This is a genomic window from Clostridium fessum, assembly GCF_027698965.1.
GTDB classification, from domain to species: domain Bacteria; phylum Bacillota; class Clostridia; order Lachnospirales; family Lachnospiraceae; genus Otoolea; species Otoolea fessa.
Window position 1 is genome coordinate 39590 of sequence record NZ_JAQEQF010000005.1, and the last position, 14348, is coordinate 53937.

11 protein-coding genes are annotated in these 14348 nt (G+C 50.8%); 9 read left to right on the top strand and 2 right to left on the bottom strand.

The window, feature by feature from the left end; genetic code table 11:
- The first annotated feature begins 12 nt into the window (after window positions 1-12).
- The 7 genes from tgt to PG862_RS07880 all read left to right on the top strand — a co-directional run bounded on the left by tgt (window position 13) and on the right by PG862_RS07880 (window position 9019).
- On the top strand, window positions 13-1149 hold the full coding sequence (tgt, locus tag PG862_RS07850) for a tRNA guanosine(34) transglycosylase Tgt (RefSeq protein ID WP_022359869.1): 1137 nt from the start codon (window positions 13-15) through the stop codon (window positions 1147-1149).
- Window positions 1150-1166: 17 nt separating this feature from the next.
- A complete protein-coding gene (yajC, locus tag PG862_RS07855) occupies window positions 1167-1442 on the top strand; it encodes a preprotein translocase subunit YajC (protein WP_022359870.1) in 276 nt (91 codons plus the stop codon).
- A 342-nt stretch (window positions 1443-1784) separates the two neighbouring features.
- Window positions 1785-2870 carry a 3-isopropylmalate dehydrogenase gene (gene leuB / locus PG862_RS07860; RefSeq protein WP_117796026.1) on the top strand — a complete coding sequence of 362 codons (1086 nt, stop codon included), beginning with the start codon at window positions 1785-1787 and terminating at the stop codon, window positions 2868-2870.
- A 107-nt stretch (window positions 2871-2977) separates the two neighbouring features.
- Window positions 2978-4654: a dihydroxy-acid dehydratase gene (gene ilvD / locus PG862_RS07865; RefSeq protein WP_107001470.1), complete on the top strand. Its 1677-nt coding sequence runs from the start codon at window positions 2978-2980 to the stop codon at window positions 4652-4654.
- A 238-nt stretch (window positions 4655-4892) separates the two neighbouring features.
- Window positions 4893-6575: a biosynthetic-type acetolactate synthase large subunit gene (ilvB, locus tag PG862_RS07870; RefSeq protein ID WP_118524737.1), complete on the top strand. Its 1683-nt coding sequence runs from the start codon at window positions 4893-4895 to the stop codon at window positions 6573-6575.
- 54 nt (window positions 6576-6629) lie between these two features.
- Entirely contained in the window at window positions 6630-7715 is a 1086-nt protein-coding gene (gene serC / locus PG862_RS07875; RefSeq protein WP_107001472.1) for a 3-phosphoserine/phosphohydroxythreonine transaminase, read from the top strand.
- 140 nt (window positions 7716-7855) lie between these two features.
- The gene (locus PG862_RS07880; RefSeq protein ID WP_022359875.1) at window positions 7856-9019 is read left to right on the top strand and encodes a phosphoglycerate dehydrogenase; all 1164 of its coding nucleotides are present in this window, start codon (window positions 7856-7858) and stop codon (window positions 9017-9019) included.
- Window positions 9020-9119: 100 nt separating this feature from the next.
- Here the strand turns inward: PG862_RS07880 and PG862_RS07885 are convergent, their stop codons facing one another.
- Window positions 9120-10421, bottom strand: coding sequence for a peptidoglycan DD-metalloendopeptidase family protein (locus PG862_RS07885; RefSeq protein ID WP_333563199.1), 1302 nt, complete (start codon window positions 10419-10421; stop codon window positions 9120-9122).
- Window positions 10422-10727: 306 nt separating this feature from the next.
- Here PG862_RS07885 and PG862_RS07890 point away from each other — a divergent pair, with 306 nt between their 5' ends.
- Window positions 10728-11177 (top strand): PaaI family thioesterase, encoded by a 450-nt coding sequence (locus PG862_RS07890; protein WP_182427970.1) that lies wholly within the window; start codon window positions 10728-10730, stop codon window positions 11175-11177.
- Window positions 11178-11192: 15 nt separating this feature from the next.
- Here the strand turns inward: PG862_RS07890 and PG862_RS07895 are convergent, their stop codons facing one another.
- Entirely contained in the window at window positions 11193-12005 is an 813-nt protein-coding gene (locus PG862_RS07895) for an MBL fold metallo-hydrolase (protein ID WP_118673409.1), read from the bottom strand.
- 373 nt (window positions 12006-12378) lie between these two features.
- On the opposite strand from PG862_RS07895, the gene PG862_RS07900 reads away from it, so the two are divergent.
- Window positions 12379-14316 carry a fructose-1,6-bisphosphatase gene (locus tag PG862_RS07900; RefSeq protein ID WP_118472935.1) on the top strand — a complete coding sequence of 646 codons (1938 nt, stop codon included), beginning with the start codon at window positions 12379-12381 and terminating at the stop codon, window positions 14314-14316.
- The last annotated feature ends 32 nt before the right edge of the window (window positions 14317-14348 follow it).

A 14348-nucleotide genomic window follows, 5' to 3' on the forward strand; every position in this document is an offset into this window, starting at 1 on the left:
ATAGGAAAAAAGATGGAATACAAGATTTTATACAAAGATGGCCGCGCAAAACGCGCGGAAATGAAAACGGTCCACGGAACCATCCAGACGCCTGTTTTCATGAATGTCGGCACGGTGGCGGCGATCAAGGGCGCGGTTTCGACCGATGATCTCCGCACGATCGGCACGCAGGTGGAACTTTCCAATACCTACCACCTCCATGTCCGTACCGGCGACAAGCTGATCCGACAGTTTGGCGGTCTGCACAAATTTATGAACTGGGATCGCCCGATCCTCACGGATTCCGGCGGATTTCAGGTGTTTTCCCTGGCGGGACTGCGGAAGATTAAAGAAGAGGGCGTTTATTTTAACTCCCACATCGATGGTCACAAGATTTTCATGGGACCGGAGGAAAGTATGCAGATTCAGTCCAACTTAGGTTCGACGATCGCGATGGCATTTGATGAGTGCCCGCCGAGTCTTGCCGATCGGGACTATGTACAGAAATCAGTGGAGCGCACGACGCGCTGGCTGGCGCGCTGCAAGGATGAGATGGCACGCCTCAATGCACTGCCGGATACGGTCAACCGGGAACAGCTCCTGTTTGGTATCAATCAGGGTGCGATTTACGAGGATATCCGTATCGAACACGCGAAGGAAATCAGCAAAATGAACCTCGATGGCTATGCGGTCGGAGGTCTGGCAGTTGGCGAGAGCCATGAGGAAATGTATCGGATTCTGGATGCAGTCGTTCCGCACCTGCCGGAGGACAAGCCGACTTATCTTATGGGCGTTGGAACACCGGCAAACATCCTGGAAGCGGTAGACCGGGGCGTCGATTTCTTTGACTGTGTGTACCCGTCCCGGAATGGACGCCACAGCCATGTATACACGAACCATGGCAAATTAAATCTCCTGAACAGCAAATATGAGCTGGATCCGCGCCCAATCGAGGAAGGCTGCGGCTGCCCGGCATGCCGTTCTTACTCCCGCGCATATATCCGCCACCTGTTTAAGGCGAAGGAAATGCTGGGGATGAGATTATGCGTCTTGCATAATTTGTATTTTTATAATAAAATGATGGAAGAGATTCGCGACGCGATCGAACATCACTGTTATGCTGAGTATAAAGCAAAGAAACTTGCAGGCATGATGGGTGAATCGAACTAAAGGAGGAAATATACCACATGAGCAGCACAAGCGGAATGATCGTTTACCTTGTATTTATCATTGCCATCTTCTATTTTATGGCAATCCGTCCACAGTCCAAGGAAAAGAAAAAACAGGCAGAACTGATGGCAACCGTAGCAGTAGGCGACAGCGTTCTGACATCCAGCGGCTTCTACGGCGTGATTATCGATATGACCGATGATACTGTAATCGTAGAGTTCGGAAGCAACAAGAACTGCCGCATCCCGATGCGTAAGGATGCAATCGTTCAGGTTGAGAAACCGGAAGTCTAAGAAGAACGGTAAGAAAGTGAGAGGATCGCAGCTCCCGATGGGGGCGGCGGTCCTTTTTTTGTGTAACAGGAAATTCCTTGGAATTCCCTATTACACAAAAAGGCACTAACGTGCCAATGATGCGCACTCGCGCGAAGCAGAAACATGTCGCAAGCGACCGCGCTCGGCGCGAGAATGTGCCAAGGCACATTCTTTTTTATTTTACAGATAACCCCAGGTTATAGAATAAATTCCAAATTACTATATGGGGAATACCGGTTTTCCTTCGTCAGAAGATTGCAAAATAGGACGGAATCCGATATGATAAAAAGTAACCGTTTGAAACAAGGGAGGTATTTTATTATGAATTGCAATATTACTGTGATTCCGGGCGACGGAATCGGACCGGAGATTGTGAGAGAGGCATGCGGCGTGCTGGACAAGGTGGGCGCCGTCTACGGTCATACATTTAATTATACAAAAATCCTGATGGGCGGCTGTTCCATCGACGAGTACGGCGTACCGCTGACCGATGAGGCACTGGAGACCGCGAAAAAGAGTGATTCCGTCCTGCTCGGTGCAGTCGGCGGCAACGTGGGAAATTCCCGCTGGTACGATGTAGCTCCGAACCTGCGTCCGGAGGCCGGTCTTCTTGCCATCCGTAAAGGTCTGGGACTGTTCGCGAATATCCGCCCGGCATACCTCTACAAAGAGCTGGCAGATGCCTGCCCGTTAAAGAAAGAGATCATCGGCGACGGCTTCGATATGGTTATCATGCGTGAGCTGACCGGCGGTCTGTACTTCGGTGACCGTTACACGAAGGAGATTGATGGCGTGACGACCGCGGTAGATACCCTGACCTACAATGAAAATGAGATCCGCCGGATCGCAATCAAGGCATTCGATATCGCGATGAAGCGCCGCAAGAGCGTTATTAGCGTCGATAAGGCAAACGTACTGGATTCCTCCCGCCTGTGGAGAAAGGTAGTCGAGGAAGTTGCTAAAGATTATCCGGAAGTTACCCTGACCCATATGCTGGTTGATAACTGCGCGATGCAGCTTGTCATGAATCCGGGACAGTTCGACGTGATCCTGACTGAGAACATGTTTGGCGATATCCTTTCTGACGAGGCAAGCATGATTACCGGCTCCATCGGTATGCTGTCTTCGGCCAGCTTAAACGAGGGCAAATTTGGTCTCTACGAGCCGAGCCACGGTTCCGCACCGGACATCGCGGGCAAGGACATCGCAAACCCGATCGCAACTATTCTTTCCGCAGCGATGATGCTCCGCTATTCCTTCGATCTGGATAAGGAAGCAAAAGCCATCGAGGATGCCGTACAGCAGGTACTGACCGAGGGCTACCGTACCGTGGATATCATGGCGGATGGCTGCAAGCAGGTTGGAACCGTTGAGATGGGCAGGCTGATCTGTGAGAGAATTAAATAGAAAGATTGCAAAAATTTCATAAATGCGATAAAATCAAAGATAAACGTAAAAACCGCCCCTGTCACCAGGGGCGGAGGTCGTCGAAAGAGATAGAAGGAGACGAAAAGATGAAAAGTGATGCAGTAAGAAAAGGGATGCAGCAGGCACCTCACCGTTCTTTGTTTAATGCACTCGGTATGACGGAAGAGGAGATGAACAAACCTCTCGTCGGTATCGTAAGTTCTTATAATGAGATTGTTCCGGGACACATGAACCTGGACAAGATTGTAAATGCCGTGAAGCTGGGTGTAGCGATGGCTGGCGGCACACCGGTTGTATTTCCGGCGATCGCAGTCTGTGATGGTATCGCTATGGGACATGTCGGCATGAAATATTCTCTGGTTACCCGTGATCTGATCGCAGATTCCACCGAATGTATGGCGCTGGCACATCAGTTCGATGCGCTGGTTATGGTTCCAAACTGTGATAAAAACGTACCGGGACTTCTGATGGCAGCAGCCCGCGTCAATGTACCGACTGTATTTGTCAGCGGCGGTCCGATGTTAGCCGGTCATGTAAAGGGACAGAAGAGAAGTCTTTCCAGCATGTTCGAGGCAGTTGGTTCCTACGCAGCAGGCACCATGACGGAAGAAGATGTGAAAGAATTCGAATGTAAGGTCTGCCCGACCTGCGGTTCCTGTTCCGGTATGTACACCGCCAACAGCATGAACTGCTTAACAGAGGTACTCGGCATGGGCCTTCAGGGCAACGGTACGATCCCGGCAGTTTACTCCGAGCGAATCAAACTGGCAAAACACGCTGGTATGAAGGTTATGGAGATGTATGAGAAAAACATCCGTCCGAGAGATATTATGACAGAAAAGGCATTTTTAAATGCACTGACCGTGGATATGGCACTCGGATGTTCTACCAACAGTATGCTGCATCTTCCGGCGATTGCACATGAGGCAGGCGTAGACCTGAACATGGAGCTGGTCAATGAGATGAGCAAGCGCACCCCGAACCTGTGCCATCTGGCACCGGCAGGTCCGACCTATATGGAGGATCTGAACGAGGCAGGCGGCGTGTATGCGGTTATGAATGAGCTGTCCAAGAAGAACCTTCTGAATCTGGACTGCATGACCGTAACCGGCAAGACCGTTGGCGAGAATATCAAGGGCTGTGTCAACAAGAATCCGGAGGTTATCCGACCGATCGACAATCCGTACAGCCAGACTGGCGGTATTGCGATCCTGAAAGGAAACCTGGCACCGGATACAGGCGTTGTAAAACGTTCTGCCGTTGCACCGGAGATGCTGGTACATCAGGGACCAGCGCGTGTATTTGACTGTGAGGAAGACGCGATTGCAGCGATCAAGGGCGGCAAGATCGTGGCTGGCGATGTTGTTGTCATCCGTTACGAGGGACCGAAGGGTGGTCCGGGCATGCGTGAGATGCTGAACCCGACTTCTGCCATCGCAGGTATGGGACTTGGTTCCAGCGTAGCTCTGATTACAGACGGACGTTTCTCCGGCGCATCCAGAGGTGCATCCATCGGACACGTTTCTCCGGAGGCGGCAGTCGGCGGACCGATCGCGCTGGTTGAGGAAGGCGATATTATTTCCATCGATATCAATAATAACTCCCTGAACGTACTCGTATCCGACGAGGAGCTGGCAGAGAGAAGAAAGAAATGGCAGCCGAGAGAACCGAAGGTTACGACCGGATACCTGGCACGTTACGCAGCGCTTGTAACGAGCGGAAACCGGGGCGCAATCCTGGAGGTTCCGAAGACACAGAAGTAATCATTGCGGGCTTCAGACAGGTGCTTTTGAGACGGAAAGTACTGCTTGTGCCAAAAGGCAGTGGATGGGACGATTTATCAGGCTGCCCCTACGGAGAACTTGACAGCGCGACAGACGCTTTCGGAAGCTTTGCGGGGATATGTACTCTCGGAGTTTTTCAGCCCCGCTTTTGCGGTTGATGAAAGCCCGGGAGTATATGCATTTAAAATGGTTTAAGGAAGGAAAGCAGGTTAGACAGATGAAGACATTGACAGGAGCAGAGATTGTCATTGAATGCTTGAAAGAGCAGGGGGTAGACACGGTGTTCGGTTATCCGGGCGGCGCGATCCTCAACATTTATGATGCACTTTATAAACACAAGGATGAAATCACCCATATTTTGACCTCTCATGAACAGGGAGCGTCCCACGCGGCAGACGGCTACGCGAGAGCAACCGGTAAGGTCGGTGTGTGTATGGCGACATCCGGTCCGGGAGCTACAAACCTGGTTACGGGTATTGCAACAGCTAACCTGGATTCCATTCCGATGGTAGCCATCACCTGTAATGTAACGACAGGGCTTCTTGGAAAAGACAGCTTCCAGGAGATCGACATTCTGGGTGTTACCATGCCGATCACGAAATATAATTTTATCGTAAAGGATGTCACGAAGCTGGCAGATGTGATCCGTCGTGCGTTCGTGATTGCTAAGAGTGGCCGTCCGGGTCCGGTTCTGGTGGATATCACCAAGGATGTGACGGCAGCGGCCTGCGAGTACGAGCCGAAGGAACCGCAGCCGATCGAGCGCGAGACAGAGCTGATCCGTGAGGAAGACATGGAAAAGGCGATCGAGATGATCAAGGCAGCGAGAAAACCGTTTATTTTCGTCGGCGGCGGTGCAGTGGCATCGGATGCTGCCAATGAATTAAGTGCATTTGCACATAAAATTCAGGCGCCGGTGGGAGACAGCCTGATGGGTAAAGGTGCATTTGACGGAACCGATGTCCTTTATACCGGTATGATCGGTATGCACGGAACCAAGACATCCAACCTCGGTGTGGCAGAGTGCGATCTGCTGATCGTTGTAGGCGCGCGTTTCAGTGACCGTGTTGTGGGCGATCCGAACCATTTTGCAACCAATGCAAAGATTTTACACATAGATATCGATCCGGCGGAGATCAACAAAAATATCCAGACCGATGCGAGCATTATTGGTGATGTCAAGATTATTCTGCGTAAGCTAAACGCGCGTCTGGATCCGATGAACCATGACGAGTGGCTGAGCCACATTGAGCGTCTGAAAGATATGTACCCGCTCCGCTACAACAAGGAAGTTCTGACCGGTCCGTATATCATGGAAGAGATCTACAAGGTAACCGGCGGCGATGCGCTCATCTGTACCGATGTCGGACAGCATCAGATGTGGGCGGCACAGTATTATAAATACAAACGTCCGAGACAGCTTCTGACCTCCGGCGGTCTGGGCACGATGGGCTACGGTCTGGGCGCAGCGATTGGTGCGAAGATGGGCTGCAAGGATAAGACGGTTATCAATATTGCCGGAGACGGCTGTTTCCGTATGAACATGAACGAGATTGCGACGGCAACCCGCTACAACATTCCGGTTATCGAGGTTGTATTTAACAACCATGTTCTGGGTATGGTGCGCCAGTGGCAGACCCTGTTCTATGGAAAACGCTATTCCCAGACGGAGCTTTACGATCAGATGGATTTCGTCAAGGTGGCAGAGGGCATGGGCGCGAAAGCATACCGTATCACGAAGAAAGAGGATGTGGAGCCGGTGCTGCGCGAGGCGATCAGCTTAAATATCCCGGTTATGATCGAGTGCCAGATCGGCAGCGATGACAAGGTATTCCCGATGGTTCCGGCTGGAAAACCGATCGAGGAAGCGTTTGATGAGATTGACTTACGCATCGAATAGTTGTAAAATGGGGGCAATTATCACATTTTTGTGTAAGACAGGAGGAGATTTATTATGAGCAGAGTCTATAACTTTTCGGCAGGTCCGGCAGTACTTCCGGAGGAGGTACTGAGAGAGGCAGCGGCAGAGATGCTGGATTACCAGGGCAGCGGCATGTCCGTCATGGAGATGAGCCACCGCTCCAAGGATTTCCAGGCCATCATTGATGATGCAGAGAAGGATCTGCGCGAATTGATGCAGATTCCGGACAATTACAAAGTATTATTCGTACAGGGCGGCGGCAATATGCAGTTCGCCATGGTTCCGATGAACCTGTTCAAAAATAAGGTGGGGGATTACATCATCACCGGACAGTGGGCAAAGAAAGCATATCAGGAGGCAAAGATGTTTGGTACCGCCAACGCGATTGCATCCAGCGCTGACAAGACCTTTTCCTACATCCCGGATTGTTCGGACCTTCCAGTGGATGAGGACGCAGATTACGTGTATATCTGCTTAAATAACACTATTTACGGAACCGTATACCACGAGCTTCCGAACACCAAGGGCAAGACACTGGTAGCAGACATCTCCTCCTGTTTCCTGTCAGAGCCGCTGGATGTGAGTAAGTTTGGTATTCTCTGGGGCGGTGTCCAGAAGAACGTAGGTCCGGCTGGTATGGCGATCGTCATCATCCGCGAGGATCTGATCACTGAGGATGTTCTTCCGGGAACACCAACCATGCTGCGCTACAAAACATACGCAGACAATGACTCTCTGTACAACACACCGCCTACATACACCATCTATATGTGCGGCAAGGTATTTAAATGGCTCAAGAAAATGGGCGGTTTAAGTGCCATGAAGGAGCGCAACGAGAAGAAGGCGAAGATTCTTTACGATTTCCTCGATGAGAGCAAGCTCTTCAAGGGAACCGTTGAGAAAAAAGACCGTTCCCTGATGAACGTACCGTTCGTCACCGGCGATGCAGATCTGGATGCCCTGTTTGTCAAGGAAGCCAAAGAGGCAGGTTTTGTGAACTTAAAAGGTCACCGTACCGTCGGCGGTATGCGTGCCAGCATCTACAATGCAATGCCGATCGAGGGCGTTGAGAAATTAGTTGCTTTCATGCGCGAATTTGAGAAAAAACATACAAATTAATCAATTTTAAAATTTATGCCATTGCTGCGGCGAAAGGGAGGGGGAATCCGTTCCTTTCTGCTGCAGCAGTGGACTTTTTAAAACAAAAACAGCCCGCGTATGGGAAGATTTGAAATTTTGAAAGAAAAGAGAGTTAAAAAATGAGAAAAATCCATTGCCTGAACCCGATTTCCAAGCTGGGAACCGGTTTACTGACCGAAAATTATGAGATGACTGACAACCTGGCGGAGGCAGAGGGCATTCTGGTCCGCAGTGCTGCCATGCATGATCTGGAACTTCCGAAGGGACTGCGTGCTGTTGCACGTGCCGGAGCGGGCGTCAACAACATTCCGCTTGACAAGTGTGCGGAGGCTGGTGTTGTCGTATTCAATACACCGGGCGCCAATGCAAACGGTGTCAAAGAGCTGGTGCTGGCTGGCATGCTGCTGGGAGCCAGAGACGTAGTCGGCGGCATCGACTGGTGCAAGGAGCAGAAGGACAATGAAAATATCTCCAAAGATATGGAGAAGGCGAAAAAGAAATTTGCCGGTCATGAGATCCGCGGCAAAAAGCTTGGTGTTATCGGACTGGGCGCCATCGGCGCAGAGGTTGCAAACGCAGCTGCAGCGCTCGGCATGGAAGTATACGGCTATGACCCGTTTATTTCTGTCAAAGCAGCGTGGATGCTTTCCAGAGACGTAAAGCACATCACATCGGTTGATACGATCTATCAGGAATGCGATTACATCACCGTTCATGTACCGCTGCTTGACAGCACCCGCCAGATGATCAACAAAGACAGCCTGGGACAGATGAAGGACGGTGTGGTTATCTTAAACTTTGCGCGTGACCTTCTGGTAAATGACGACGATATGGCAGAGGCGCTGGCTTCCGGTCGTGTAAAACGCTATATCACCGATTTCCCGAATGCAAAAGTAATGCAGATGCCGAACGTCATCGCAACCCCACATCTGGGCGCATCCACAGAAGAATCCGAGGATAACTGTGCCGTGATGGCAGTCAAAGAGCTGATGGATTACCTGGACAATGGTAATATCAAGAATTCCGTCAACTTTCCGAATTGCGATATGGGCGTGTGCACAACCGTAGGTCGTCTTGCACTTCTTCATAAGAACGTGCCGAACATGATCGGACAGATTTCCTCGATCCTGGCATCGACTGACATGAACATCGCAAACATGACGAACAAGAGCCGTGATAAATACGCTTATACGCTGGTTGATCTGGAGACCAAGGCAGACGCGGCGACGATTGAGAAGCTGAAAGCTATTCAGGGTATGATGCGCGTGCGCGTGATCAAATAATAAGTGAACATAAAAATAGCGGATTATATCGTATAAGGTAGTTCTGCTGAAAACAGCCGGAGAAAGTGTGGTTTTGGCGCACCTTTTTCGGCTGTTTTTGTCATTGGGTGGAAAATTGCTCAAGACTGGGGTCTTTCATTTCATAAACACGCGTCCACTCCTTAGTGCCATCTTTTTTGACGGTCTCGGAGCGGTTCATCGCCAGAAAACGGATCAGTTCATAGCAGTCAATCCAGATTTCGTTGTTTCCTTCTTTCTGGGATTCGTCAAAAATGAGCTGCAATCCGAAATGCAGGTGCGGTTCAGCGATGTTGTTGGTGTTTTCAGTGCTGCTGTAGCCGGTGTGCCCGAGATAACCGATCACGTCCCCGGCGGTGACGAGACTGCCCTCTTTCAGGTTTGACTGGTAGGGGTAGTCTTTGCGTAAATGTGCATAATAGTAGTATCGTTTCCCGTCAAAGCTGCGGATGCCGATGCGCCAGCCGCCGTACTGGTTCCAGCCGAGCGCTTCGACGCGACCGGATTCCACGGCAATCACAGGCGTTCCCGTCTGCCCCATCATGTCATGCCCGAGGTGCCGTCTTCGGTAACCGTAGCTGCGGGAGACACCGAAATCGTCATAGTGGCTGTAGGGAAAGTTTTTCGCCAGTGGGAGAAAAGCTTTCAGACCATATTTGGTAACCCAGACTTTTTCCTCACCGGAGGGAGTCAGGGGGACGGCGTCGGGATCGGAGAGAGACGGAGCGGAGTTTGGCTGTTGGTTAGAATCGGTGGTGGTAGGTTGAGTCTGAGCTTGGATAGAAGAGTCGGGCGCACTTTGTGTGTTGGATGAGATTGAGGCTTCTGGTGAAGGTTGGGCGGATGATTTGATCGTGTCTGCACCAGGTGTTGTTATCGTTGCGTAGGAGGGATTGGCACCAGGATCCCCCTCCTGTATCTGCGCGTCCGCCAGCGCAAAAGCCGGTGCTTCCGATTTCGGAATCTCAATTTCATACAGCCCGACCATCCCATCCAAGACCGCGCCGTAAGCCTCACGGTAATACGCAAAAGAGGTCATATTTTTCGTCAGTTTTTCCACCGTAACGCCATTTTGGAGCTGTTCGGCGGCTTTCGCCATGTCGGGTGCTTGATAATGTGAAAAATCGCCCCCATAGCGCGCCCCCAGATAGGCAAGCAGATCGACCCAGTTCAGGTGGATCTCCTGCTGGCAGGTATCGACATCGTAGCGGAATGCCTGTGTCATGGCATCGGCGGTCACATCGAAATCCACCCAGCGGATGAAATGTTCCGACGCATTCCCGGTCGTGACCTGACGGCTGTTCGGGCGCTGGAAGGACCAGCTGACAAAGAGCGCCGCAATGGCGCAGATTTCCAGTGCAATGATAACAGAACTTCGTTTCAAGACAGATCCCTCCTGTGCGATAGTATTTAAATGCGAAGCCACGGCAAATTCTGTTAGTGGGCACGTATGCGTGAACAATAACATTTTTGCAATCTGATAAGATTGTATGAGAGGATGGGAGAAAGTATGAGTCCATCTTTGGAAAAATATGAGAAAAAGCGTTTGAGGCGAGGAAAAAGGATGGGCTGATTCAGGCAAACAGATTATATCAGAGAGAAAAGTGATAGAAAAAATAGAAGAAAACAATAGATGACCTGCAGAGAGATAAAAAAGAGAGTAAATCATATATACAAGGAGATACATGAAATGGAAAAGAAGGAAGAAAAGAAAAAGCCGTCCGGCTCATTCTCAGAAGTCTGGGACAAGCGCGGACAGGAGACGGATGCAGCCAATGATTTCCGGAAGAAAATCGAGATGGAGATCACCGAGGCACGCCCGGGCTATGCAGTTGGAGAGATTGTATTGAAACCGTGGCATATGAATATCTTAGGTATCGTGCACGGCGGCGTCCTGTATTCACTGGCGGATACCGTGGGTGGCACCGCAGCGATGACCGGGCGCGACTACGCAGTCCCGACCGTGGATGGCACGATCCATTATCTGAAAGCTGGAAAAAACACATCCAAAATCATCGCCCGGGCGCAGGAAATACAGAATGGTTATGCATTTTCGGTGTGCGAATGCAAGATTTATGATGATAAGGAGACGCTGCTGGCATCGGCAACGATGACGTATTATCATTTGAGGAAGAGGTAGAGCTGCAAGATACAATCACAGCTCTATCACACTCCCATCCTCCGGTACCAGTAAATCCCCGTGATAATATGCTTCCCCTTCAGCGCGGTACAAAGCGGCGCGTTCCGGATAAGTCTTATCTTCAGTGTGCCACAGAATCAAATGCCGCGCACCGAGGCGTTCGGCGAGTTCGCAGGCGTCTTTGACGGTGCTGTGATGTTTTTCATAAGGGGAGAAGATTTCCCGGTCGCGGTAGAGGCAGAAGGCTTCATGGAAGAGCCAGTCGGCGCCTTTGGCAAATTCTTCGCAGAGCGGGTTCAGCGGCTCGTCGCCCGGGCAGCAGACGATCTTGCCGTCCGGCAGCACGGCGCGGAAGCCGAACTGGCGCGCCTTGGTCGAATGAATGTCAAAGAAGGTGACCTCCATATCGAGAATCTGCCGGGTTTCGCGGTCAGAAACCGGGATAAGCTGGATCGGACCGCCGATCAGGTCGCAGAATTTCTTCTGGAGTGTCAGGCGGCAGAGGGTCTGAATCGTGTCGATCAGCCCGTCGTGGCAGTAAATATGAAAAATTCCCTCATAATTTCCCTTTTTGATGGCAGTGCCAATCATCCGGATCATCCAGATCACGCCGAGAATGTGGTCGGTGTGTTCGTGTGTCACGAAGAGATGGTGGATGCGGTTTAATGGAACCTGCATTTCTTCCAGAATCCGCAGGATGCCATTGCCGCCGCCGGCGTCTGTCATGAAATATTCCTCGCCGGAGCGGATGGCGAAGCAGGTATTATAATAACGTGTCATCGTGGCGTTGCCGGTGCCAAACACGTAGAGAGTGTGTGGTTCTGTCATGAATGTTCCTCCTGTATTTATGTATGGAAAAAAATGTTTCTGTTCACGGGTAGGCACTTTAGGAACTGAAAGTGCCGAAAATATATTTTGACCCTGATCTGAATCTATGCTACTATAAATCTATCAAAAAGGCAAATGCAATGTAGATAATGTGCTGTTTACCCAAAGCCAACGGTTACTGTTCACACACGTGTGCCCAGCAACGGGATTTTGCCGATGCTACGCATTCCAAATCGGCAAAATCTGCTGCCGGAACTGTATCGTACGGAATTTTCAGTTCAGAAAATTCCTACCTGTGAACAGTTACAGCCAACGCGACGATAACGAGTCAAAACAATATCCGGGCAGACAGCGCAGTTTGGGAGCTGATAACATGAGGGATTTAGCATATTTGAAGCTGCTTTCGCGGGAGTATCCGAATATCCGGGCGGCGGCGAGTGATATTATTAATTTACAGGCAATCTGTGGACTTCCGAAGGGCACGGAATATTTTTTCAGTGACCTGCACGGTGAGCATGAGGCGTTTATTTATCTGCTCCGCAGTTCGTCGGGTATTATCCGGGAGAAGATCCGCGAGACATTTGGACATATTATTTCGGAGGAGGACGAGGTACGGCTGGCGAACCTTATCTATTATCCGGAAAAAATGATCAATCAGATCAAACAGGCGAACGAATACACGGAGGACTGGCAGAAGACGGCGGTCTACCGTCTGGTGCAGATCTGCCGGGAGGTTTCGTCGAAATACACCCGTTCCAAGGTAAGAAAAAAGATGCCGAGGGAATTTTCGGGTGTGATCGATGAGCTTTTATATGTCGATAATACCGATGACAATAAGACGGAGTATTACAGCGAACTTATCAATACCCTGATTGACGTCCGGGTGGCGGACAGCTTTATTGTCGTGATCTGCAGCCTGATCCGGAGTCTGACGATCGATAATCTTCATATCCTGGGCGATATATTTGACCGTGGTCCGAGACCGGATATCATTCTGGAGGAACTGATGCATTTCCATGATGTGGATATCCAGTGGGGCAATCATGATATTTCGTGGATGGGCGCGGCGACGGGCAACCGGGCGTGTATCTGCAATGTTTTGCGTATGGCGCTCGGTTACAATGGATTTGATGTATTGGAGGACGGCTACGGAATTAACCTGCGCCCGCTGTCGATGTTTGCGGAGCGCGTGTACCGGGACGATCCGTGTACCTGTTTTCTGCCGCAGATTCTTGACAAAAATATTTACGACGCAGTGGATCCGAAGCTGGCGGCGAAGATGCACAAGGCGATCGCGGTGTTACAATATAAGGAAGAGGGGCAGATCATCAAGCGCCATCCGGAGTACGGGATGGAAGAGCGGATACTTCTGTCAGCGATTCGTTATGACCGCGGCACGGTCACGATCGATGGAAAAGAGTATCCGATGCGCGACATGAATTTCCCGACGGTGGATCCGGCGGATCCGCTGCGGCTGACGGACGAAGAGGAAGAGCTGCTTCACACGCTGGAGCTGTCGTTCCGCCACAATGCGCGGCTGCATGAGCATGTCCGTTTCCTATATTCCAACGGAAGCATGTATAAATGCTGCAATTCCAACCTGCTCTATCACGGCTGTATCCCGATGACGGAGAATCGGGAATTTGACGGTCTGATGGTGGGCGGCAAGATGTACCGCGGCAAGGAATTGATGGATTTTATTGACACACAGGTTAAAAATGCCTATTTTCTTCCAGAGGACGCGCCGGAGAAGGAGGCGTGCCGCGATTTTATGTGGTATCTGTGGAATGGTGCGAAATCACCGGTATTTGGAAAGGACAAAAACCGCAGCTTTGAGCATTATTTCATCGAGGATCCGGAAGTGATGAGAGAGACGATGAACCCGTATTACCAGCTCAGTGAGGAAGAAGAGACCTGCGATATGATTTTGAAGGAATTTGGACTTCCGACGAAGGGCTCGCATATCATCAACGGGCATATGCCGGTGAAGATTAAGAGTGGAGAGACACCGATCCGGGCTGGCGGCAAGCTCTTCATCATTGACGGCGGGCTGTCGAAAGCCTACCAGGAGCGGACGGGAATCGCCGGATATACGTTGATTTTCAATTCGCACCATCTCGCGCTTGCGGAACACAAGCCATTTGACCCGGAGCGCGAGCGGACGCCGAAGGTATATATTGTGGAGAAAATGCAGAAGCGCATCACAGTGGCGGATACCGATGAGGGCAAGGAGCTGGCGGGCCGCATCGAGGATCTGAAAGAGCTCTTGAAAGCGTACCGGAGCGGACTTTTGAAAGAGCGCATACGCTGAGGCAGTTGAAAGGGACGGGAACTGGAAGCTTG

Excerpts from the sequence above, each read along its gene's own strand:
- ilvB (WP_118524737.1), top strand. The coding sequence starts at position 4,893 with ATGAAGACATTGACAGGAGCAGAGATTGTCATTGAATGCTTGAAAGAG.
- leuB (WP_117796026.1), top strand. The coding sequence starts at position 1,785 with ATGAATTGCAATATTACTGTGATTCCGGGCGACGGAATCGGACCGGAG.
- tgt (WP_022359869.1), top strand. The coding sequence starts at position 13 with ATGGAATACAAGATTTTATACAAAGATGGCCGCGCAAAACGCGCGGAA.
- PG862_RS07890 (WP_182427970.1), top strand. The coding sequence starts at position 10,728 with ATGGAAAAGAAGGAAGAAAAGAAAAAGCCGTCCGGCTCATTCTCAGAA.
- PG862_RS07900 (WP_118472935.1), top strand. The coding sequence starts at position 12,379 with ATGAGGGATTTAGCATATTTGAAGCTGCTTTCGCGGGAGTATCCGAAT.
- PG862_RS07895 (WP_118673409.1), bottom strand. The coding sequence starts at position 12,005 with ATGACAGAACCACACACTCTCTACGTGTTTGGCACCGGCAACGCCACG.
- ilvD (WP_107001470.1), top strand. The coding sequence starts at position 2,978 with ATGAAAAGTGATGCAGTAAGAAAAGGGATGCAGCAGGCACCTCACCGT.
- yajC (WP_022359870.1), top strand. The coding sequence starts at position 1,167 with ATGAGCAGCACAAGCGGAATGATCGTTTACCTTGTATTTATCATTGCC.
- serC (WP_107001472.1), top strand. The coding sequence starts at position 6,630 with ATGAGCAGAGTCTATAACTTTTCGGCAGGTCCGGCAGTACTTCCGGAG.
- PG862_RS07880 (WP_022359875.1), top strand. The coding sequence starts at position 7,856 with ATGAGAAAAATCCATTGCCTGAACCCGATTTCCAAGCTGGGAACCGGT.